Annotated in this window: 7 protein-coding genes and 1 pseudogene; all 8 read left to right on the top strand. The window is 41.1% G+C overall.

What is annotated here, in order from left to right; genetic code table 11:
• Positions 1-512 (top strand): annotated as a pseudogene (locus Q0X35_RS05300) (hypothetical protein); the annotation flags it as partial.
• 95 nt (positions 513-607) lie between these two features.
• A complete protein-coding gene (locus tag Q0X35_RS05295) occupies positions 608-2,209 on the top strand; it encodes a glycoside hydrolase family 25 protein (RefSeq protein ID WP_297566279.1) in 1,602 nt (533 codons plus the stop codon).
• 17 nt (positions 2,210-2,226) lie between these two features.
• A complete protein-coding gene (locus Q0X35_RS05290; protein ID WP_297566277.1) occupies positions 2,227-3,318 on the top strand; it encodes an NAD(P)-dependent oxidoreductase in 1,092 nt (363 codons plus the stop codon).
• A 4-nt stretch (positions 3,319-3,322) separates the two neighbouring features.
• Positions 3,323-4,243, top strand: a complete 921-nt coding sequence (locus Q0X35_RS05285) for an ABC transporter permease (RefSeq protein WP_297566275.1) — start codon at positions 3,323-3,325, stop codon at positions 4,241-4,243.
• A 2-nt stretch (positions 4,244-4,245) separates the two neighbouring features.
• Positions 4,246-5,448: an ABC transporter ATP-binding protein gene (locus Q0X35_RS05280; RefSeq protein ID WP_297566273.1), complete on the top strand. Its 1,203-nt coding sequence runs from the start codon at positions 4,246-4,248 to the stop codon at positions 5,446-5,448.
• An 89-nt stretch (positions 5,449-5,537) separates the two neighbouring features.
• On the top strand, positions 5,538-6,275 hold the full coding sequence (locus Q0X35_RS05275) for a glycosyltransferase family 2 protein (RefSeq protein ID WP_297566271.1): 738 nt from the start codon (positions 5,538-5,540) through the stop codon (positions 6,273-6,275).
• The gene (locus Q0X35_RS05270) at positions 6,262-6,639 is read left to right on the top strand and encodes a DUF2304 domain-containing protein (protein WP_297566269.1); all 378 of its coding nucleotides are present in this window, start codon (positions 6,262-6,264) and stop codon (positions 6,637-6,639) included. The genes Q0X35_RS05275 and Q0X35_RS05270 overlap by 14 nt, the downstream gene beginning before the upstream one ends.
• The coding region (locus Q0X35_RS05265; RefSeq protein ID WP_297566267.1) for a DUF2142 domain-containing protein at positions 6,636-7,772 on the top strand (1,137 nt) is incomplete at its 3' end. The genes Q0X35_RS05270 and Q0X35_RS05265, both read left to right, overlap by 4 nt.

Genomic DNA, 7,772 nt, shown 5'->3' with positions numbered 1-7,772 from the left:
CGTCGGCAGCGTCAGATGTGTATAAGAGACAGGTTTGGTATCTTCAAGGCAGCGGATTACCTGCTGCAATGATAATTTCGGTACGACTGCCCGAATTAGTGTTCGGAATGTACTTTATGATTTACTGGAAAAAATTTCCAAAACTTTTGCTTATCCCCGCTGCCGGCATTTTAGTGCTCGCTAGTTTCTTCCCAGATTTTAATGAAAATATCGCTACGACGGCGGTAGGAATATCATTATTTATTATTCTAGTAATAGCTGGAACGCTACTTGATCATCAAATCGTGCGTGCTCCTTTTAATTTAATTTCTAAGTATTCTTATGGAATTTTTTTGGTCCATCACGTGATAATTATGGAAGTTTATCGCGTACTTAATACGAGTACTTTCGAAGTGAAAAGGTATTATTTTCTTTTCGCTACTGTATGCGTATTGAGCTTTATATTTGCAGTAGTTCTCAGTAAAGTTACGGCTTCAATAGTTGATTTTTGCAAGAATTGGATATCGGCATGAATAAAGAAATAAAAATACGATTTTCTAAAAGTATTTGTTTAGCACTGGGTATAGCTCTAGTCGGGATTTTTTACTTTCCGCAGCAGAGCTTCGCTTTGCAAAATGTTTCTTCTGATTCTGCAGAATCGATTCCATTGAACTCTGATGAAGAGTTGCCGAGCCGTATTGCGGAAAATATTTCTGACGATAGTCAGTTAATTTCTTCAGAATTAGCGGTTTCTCGTGCGGGAGTAGTGCGAAATGTAGAAACTGGAGAAGAAGTGGTAAATGAGCAGTGGTTTGGCACTCCAGATACTCAACCAGATCCGTTAGCAAAGACCAACGGTAAATCTTTTATTCCGGTGCCAATTAAAGAAGTGCGGGAGAGTATCGACAACGCTCCTGCTGCCGTTGAAAATTCTCGATTTGCGCGCAGTACCGGCAGACAAGCGGAAGTACAGTATCCACCTATTGCAAATGTGAAATCTGCTCTACCGAATAGCGAATGGGGGCCGTATTGGGGCACCCATAATGGCACTCCCGCGTTTTTTCAAAAAAATGGTGCGCTTTTTGCCCAACAAGCCAAAGGGGTAATTGACGTCTCGGAATGGCAAAAAGATATTGATTGGAATGCAGTTAAAAATTCTGGAGTTGAGGGAGCCATAATTCGTATCGGTTTTGGGTGGGGAAGTGAAAATATCGATAAAAAAGCCCTCTACAATATACGAGAACTTAAAAGGCTGGGTATTCCATTCGGCGTCTACCTATATTCTTATGCATATAATGGCGCGGTAGCGGGTGAAGAAGGTAATAATACGGTGGAATTACTGCGTAAAGCAGGAGTATCTCCCGGGGATTTAGCCTATCCGGTCTATTATGATTTAGAAAATTGGACTTGGAGTGGGCATACTCCACCGAGTACTCCGCAGCAGTATGAAGAAATTGTAAAGAATTGGTGGCAAAAATTAGAAGCTGCGGGATATCACAACCTATCCGTCTACTCAGCTCCTTTTTATCTCGATGATCAGTTAAATTCTCCTTATATTCACAATAAAACGCATTGGGTAGCCACATACGGGCCGCGAACTTTATTTAAATATCCTGCCAATTATCGAGGTTGGCAATATAGTTCTTTAGGGCGGATAGCTGGAATTGAAGGCAATGTAGATTTAAATGCTTTTGGAAATCTAGAATTCTTTGAGGATCTACGCCTTACCTGGATTATACGAGATGAACATATCGATGTAGGAGCAGTATTAGAAAATTATCCAGCAAATAACGTGGAATATATTTGGAAGCAATATGATGTGGCTCGTAATGAATGGAAGACTATTCAAGATTGGAATATAGGGAACTGGGCTTCTTGGAAAACTGATGCTGGAATCTATTGGTTACATGCCCAAGCGCGAGATAAAAACACAGGGAGAATTTTAGGCACCCGTACGATTGCTTTTAACTATAGTGCTGGTATTACTAGCATAAATGGAACTTATATCGGAAGAAGTGGTGACGGATTCCTACTGGGAGCTAGCGCTAGTGGTGCCCATCCGCAGTATAAGGTATTAATTTATGATTATCTGCGCAAGCAATGGGTGCAGTCATTTTCCGGGCAATGGGCGATGTGGTATCCGCAGTCTGGTATCTATTGGGTGCGTTTTGAAGTTCGTACAAGCGATGGAAGATTAGCAGAAGCCCGTACGTTCCCGGTTGGTGTATGAGGAGGGCAACGGCAGATATGAGAAAAGCAGATACGGTATTAGTCACCGGAGGAGCTGGATTTATTGGATCTGCACTATCTACTTATTTAGTAGATAATTTCAGCTCTGTGATAGCGGTAGATAATCTACTCCCCCAGGTGCACCCCACCGGCGAACCAGCTTTTGGTTTTAATTCTGGCGTGGATTTAGTAATCGGAGATATTACTGAGCCTACTCTTTGGGATACTTTATTAAGTAAGGTAAAACCTAGCTTAATTATTCATTTAGCTGCAGAGACGGGCACCGGGCAATCTTTAAAAGAATCTACTCGACATACGATGGTTAATATCGTCGGCACTTCCATGATGCTGGACAAGCTTTACCAGCATGGAGCAATACCCGAAAGAATCCTATTGTGCTCCTCCCGAGCAGTTTATGGGGAAGGAGCTTGGACAAATAAAAGCAGTAATGGAGCAGATAAAGTCTTCTATCCGCGTATGCGCACTAGGCAAATGTTGGAAAATAAACAATGGGATTTCCCGAATGCTCTTCCTCTTCCCATGAATGCGCAGAAAGTAAAAGTATCTCCGGAGTCGGTATATGGGGTTACGAAATTAGCTCAAGAAAATTTGCTCACCTTGTGGGCGGATGCCTTTTCGGTAGATCTTTCGATACTGCGATTGCAGAATGTGTACGGGGTGGGGCAGACTCCAGAAAATCCTTATACTGGCATAATGTCTTTATTTACCAAGTTGGCGCGAGCTGGGAAAACTATTCCTTTATTTGAAGATGGGCAAGTACGGCGTGATTTTATTTATATTGATGATGTAATTGCTGCTTGTATTGCGGCACTGGAAAATAAAGAGAAGTTGCCTTCTCCAATCGATATTGGGAGTGGTTCGTATACAACTATTCAAGAGGCGGGGGAAATTATTGCGCAGATCTATGGTGCGCCTTTGCCTCAAGTAACTGGTGAATACCGGCATGGTGATGTGCGGCATGCGTGGGCAGATCCGGCTTTAGCGCAAAAATATTTGGATTTTCAAGCTAAAGTTACTTTTACAGAGGGAATTAAACAGCTTGCTAGATGGATGGATTCTTTGGCTGAGAGTAATGGAGTAGGAAAATAAAATAATGGAAAATTCGTATTCTATTTCTTCCGAAGCAGATAATAGATATAAAAGATTAAGCTCGGAACCTTTTGCGGAGGTTACTCCGCAGGTGGGATTTTTTAAGGGAATTAAGGATTCTTATCAGGCAATTTGGAATCGGCGTTCTCTTTTTAAATTGTTAACTAAACGAGAATTAAAAGCTAGATATAAAGATTCGTTTTTAGGTTATATCTGGACTCTGGTGCGACCGTTGGTAAATTTATTGATTTACTATTTGGTAATTGGGAAGGTACTTGGGGCGCAGCGCGCCATTCCAGATTTTGCCATTTATGTTTTTGCGGGGCTAACCATTTGGGGTTTATTCGCCACCATTGTCTCTGGTTCCACTAATTCTATTTTAGCTAATTCGGGAATAGTGAAAAAAGTTGCTTTGCCGCGCGAGCTTTTCCCACTCACTTCGTTATCTTCTGCGTTAGTCGATTTCTGCTCCCAGTTTTTAATATTAATCGTCGCAACGCTGTGCATTTCGAAAATACATCTTTTACAAGCGATTATCTACGTGCCTATATCCCTACTGGTGGTACTGGTATGGGCGCTAGCTTTAGGGCTAGTACTGGGGGCATTAAATGTGTATTTACGAGATATACAATATTTAGTAGAAGTGGTATTGATTATTGGGTTCTGGTGCACTCCTACAGTTTATTCTTTTTATATGGTGCAACAGTTAGCTGGCCCAGTGCTGACTGAGTTGTATCTATTGAATCCAATTACGCTAGCAGTCATGGGATTACAGCGTGGCTTGTGGGGCCCTGCAGATATGGCGGTTTGGCCGGTAAATATGTTTGATAGATTATTTATCATGTTACTGGTGGGAGTAGTAGTGCTTTTTGTAGCACATCGTATTTTTTCGCTTTTGCAACGAAACTTTGCCCAGGAGATGTGATTGTGAATCGTCCGGATGTACTTGTAGTAGAAAATGTTTCTAAAAAGTTCATTATTCATAAGGATAAATCTTTAAAAGAGAGATTAGTGAATGCTGCTCAATCTAAACAATTTCGTGAAGAGTATTGGGCTTTAAAAGATATAAATTTACGAATTAAAGCGGGGGAATCCTTAGGTTTAGTGGGGCCAAACGGGTCGGGAAAATCTACGCTTTTAAAAGTTTTGGGAGGGATTTTAACTCCGAACCAAGGTACTGTAAAAGGGCGGGGGAGGATTGCTGCTCTGCTTGAGCTAGGGGCAGGTTTTCATCCGGATTTAACGGGCCGCGATAATATCTATCTTAATGGAGCTATTTTAGGGCTTTCTCGAGCAGAGATAGATAGTTGCTTTGATGATATTGTGGATTTTTCTGGCATTGCAGATTTTATTGATACGCAGGTTAAATTTTATTCTTCCGGCATGTATGTGCGTCTCGCCTTTGCCGTAGCTGTGCATTCAAATCCAGATATTTTACTTGTAGACGAGGTACTGGCAGTAGGCGACGAAGCTTTTCAAAAAAAGTGTATGGATAAAATTCGAGAATTTCAGCAGCAGGGTCGGTCTATTATTCTCGTTTCGCACTCTGCTCAGCAAATTATCGATGTATGTGATTCTGCAGTGGTTTTAGAAGAAGGAAAGCTCGTATACAGTGGAAGTTCGCAAAATGCTATGCGCTATCTACACGGTTTATACCAAGAAGCTTCGGCGCGAGAGCGGGCGCACGTTATAGATAGAAATAGTGCGAAAATTGCGCAGATACGCTTTGAAAATGCTAAAAATACCGCAGAAACAGAGCAAGTTCTCCTTTCCGGCGAGGATTTAAAGATTTTTGTAGATTTAGAAGCCATGCAGAAACCATTAGCTGACTATGCCTTGATAGTAGCGATGCAGACAGCTTCCGGGCGGCATATAGTTTCTATCGATACGCGGAATACAGAATTGCAGCTTCCGGCTTTGGAAATAGGGAAACCTGTGCAACTTTGCTTTACTATTCCTAAATTAAATTTAGGTCTGGGGGATTACAAAATCGATGCGGTACTTTTAGATGGTGAAGGCTACGAAATAGATTCATTATTATGCGGAGATCCACTGCAGGTGCGCGGAGAAAGCATTACAACTGGAGTTATAAACATAAATCCGGTAGTTAGTTTTTGCGCTTCTAGTTAAGCTGTGCAGTTCTTTTTGATACTGTTTTAGTGGTATAGAGTGGTAGAAATTTATTTGTTTTAAAGAAAAGAAATGGATATTTAGTTTTCATGAATAACCTCTTAGTTATTATTCCGGCATGGAATGAGGCTGGTGCAATAGCTAGCGTAATTCAAAAAACCCATTCCACTCTTCCTAAAGCGGATATTTTGGTGGTAAATGATTCATCTTCAGATAATACAGCGGAAATTGCCCGGCAAAATAATGCAGTAGTACTCGACCTTCCTATTAATTTAGGAGTTGGGGGAGCTATGCGTGCGGGGTTCGTGTATGCGGTGCAGAATAGTTATGAATATGTAGTGCAGGTGGATGCAGATGGCCAGCACGACCCGCAGGATATACCACGTTTATTAGAAAAAGCTAAGCAGGGAGCGGATATTGTCATTGGTGCTCGTTTTGCAGGGAGAGGATCTTATTCCGCAAAAGGTCCACGTAAATGGGCAATGTCAATTTTAGCTTTTGTAATGTCTAAGTATGGCAAAATACAATTGACTGATGTAACTTCTGGTTTTAAGATGTACTCGCGCCGTGCTTTTACTTTTTTCTCTACTAATTATCCAGCGGAGTACTTAGGGGATACAATAGAAGCATTAATGATGGGGCTTCGGCTGGGAATGAAAGTGGAGCAAGTGCCGGTAGCAATGCATGCACGTGCAGTAGGTACTCCTTCACAATCTCCAATACGAGCGGCAATTTATTTATTTAGAGCAATTTTATCTTTGGCTGTGGGAATTATTAGTCCAATTCCAGTCGAATTAAAGAGGAATATTGATCATGGTGCCGTATAAAATAGTAATTTTTATTTTTATTGCCCTGGTAGGGGCTGCTCTTATAAATCTTTTACGTAAACAAAAAATTAAAGAGCAGTATGTGTGGCTGTGGTTATTTTTAGATGTATTGGCTCTTATTGCCACGCTTCTTCCCCAAAAAACATTAGATGCTATCGCTCGGATATTCGGCTTTGAAATTTCATCTAATATGATTTTAGTTTCCGTAATGGCGGTACTAGTTTTTATGTCAATCTATTTTGGAATTGTGGCTTCTGGCTTATATGAAGATCGGCGTAAATTGACAGAAGAAGTAGCATTATTAAAGTTAAAAACAGATAAATTAGAAACTTCATTAGAAGAGATAAGAACAGGCTTGAAATGAAAGGTAAATCTTCGTTCCTTGCTTTTGGAGCAATTGTTTTTATTGCTTTATTTTTACTTTCTTTAGCTTGGGCCTTTATAGTTCCAGTGCGGCTGCAGGCAGATGAAACAGCACATGCTACTAATGCGGCAGGAGTTGTGCGCGGACAACTAATTGTTGAAGGTAAGAAAGTTATCTATCCGGATACCGGGTCAATAATTACCGAGCATAAAGTAGTAGTTCCCAGTAGCTACGATAGAGTGCAAGATGGAGCGCTTTGTTTAATTAAAAAGCCAAATAATCCAGATTCTTGTGTGATTCCGATTCCTGATGCTTCTGCTACCGATGTAGCAGTATTCACTCCCGCTGCAAATTATCCACCTCTATATTACTTACTCACTGGGTGGCCTACTCTATTTTTAGATGGGGCCAAAGCCTGGCTAGCGGTAAGGCTTATTACGAGTCTTGTATGTTCTCTTTTATTGACGGGAGCTATATTGGGTTTGGCTCCTATTTATGGGAAGGTGCCTGCTTTGAGTGCCCTTGCCCTCATTACTCCTACCGCATTTTCCTATAATGGAGCTATTAACCCGGCTGGGCCAGAAATTGCCGCTTGTTTCATGCTTGCAGCTTGGCTAGCGCCGTTAATTTCTCTAAAACATGCTTCTGTTAAGCGATTTGTGATTGTGGGTATTTCTGCTTTCTTTTCAGTTTTAATGCGGCCTACTTCGGCATTCTGGGTTTTTTTAATTATTGTTTTGGTTGCTCTAACGCTTTCTGTGGAGAAGTGGCGGCAATTACTTAGATTTAAAGGTTTCTGGATAGGCGTGGGGATTGCTGGATTCGGCACTACCTTATCAGTATTGTGGTACTTAGCTGCGCGTCCAGGTGATTCAATTTTGGGCTGGATAGATCCTAGTATGACTATGGTTACCATGCTGAAGGTGCTGGCAAAAAAGACTCCTATGTTCTGGGAGTCAATAATTGGTAATTTTGGCTGGGTAGATAATCCCGTGCCGCTTTCTTTGCAAATATTGGCGGTTATTTTATTTGCAAGTATTTTTATCTATGCTCTACGTCTCGGTAATAAAAGAGAAAAATTTGTTATATTTTTAGGGCTAATTCTTTTGCCGGTTTCTGCTATCGGTATTCAA

Origin of the sequence: uncultured Arcanobacterium sp. (genome assembly GCF_947253055.1) — a bacterium.
GTDB lineage: Bacteria > Actinomycetota > Actinomycetes > Actinomycetales > Actinomycetaceae > Arcanobacterium_A.
This window is presented reverse-complemented; position numbering and strand designations above follow the sequence as displayed.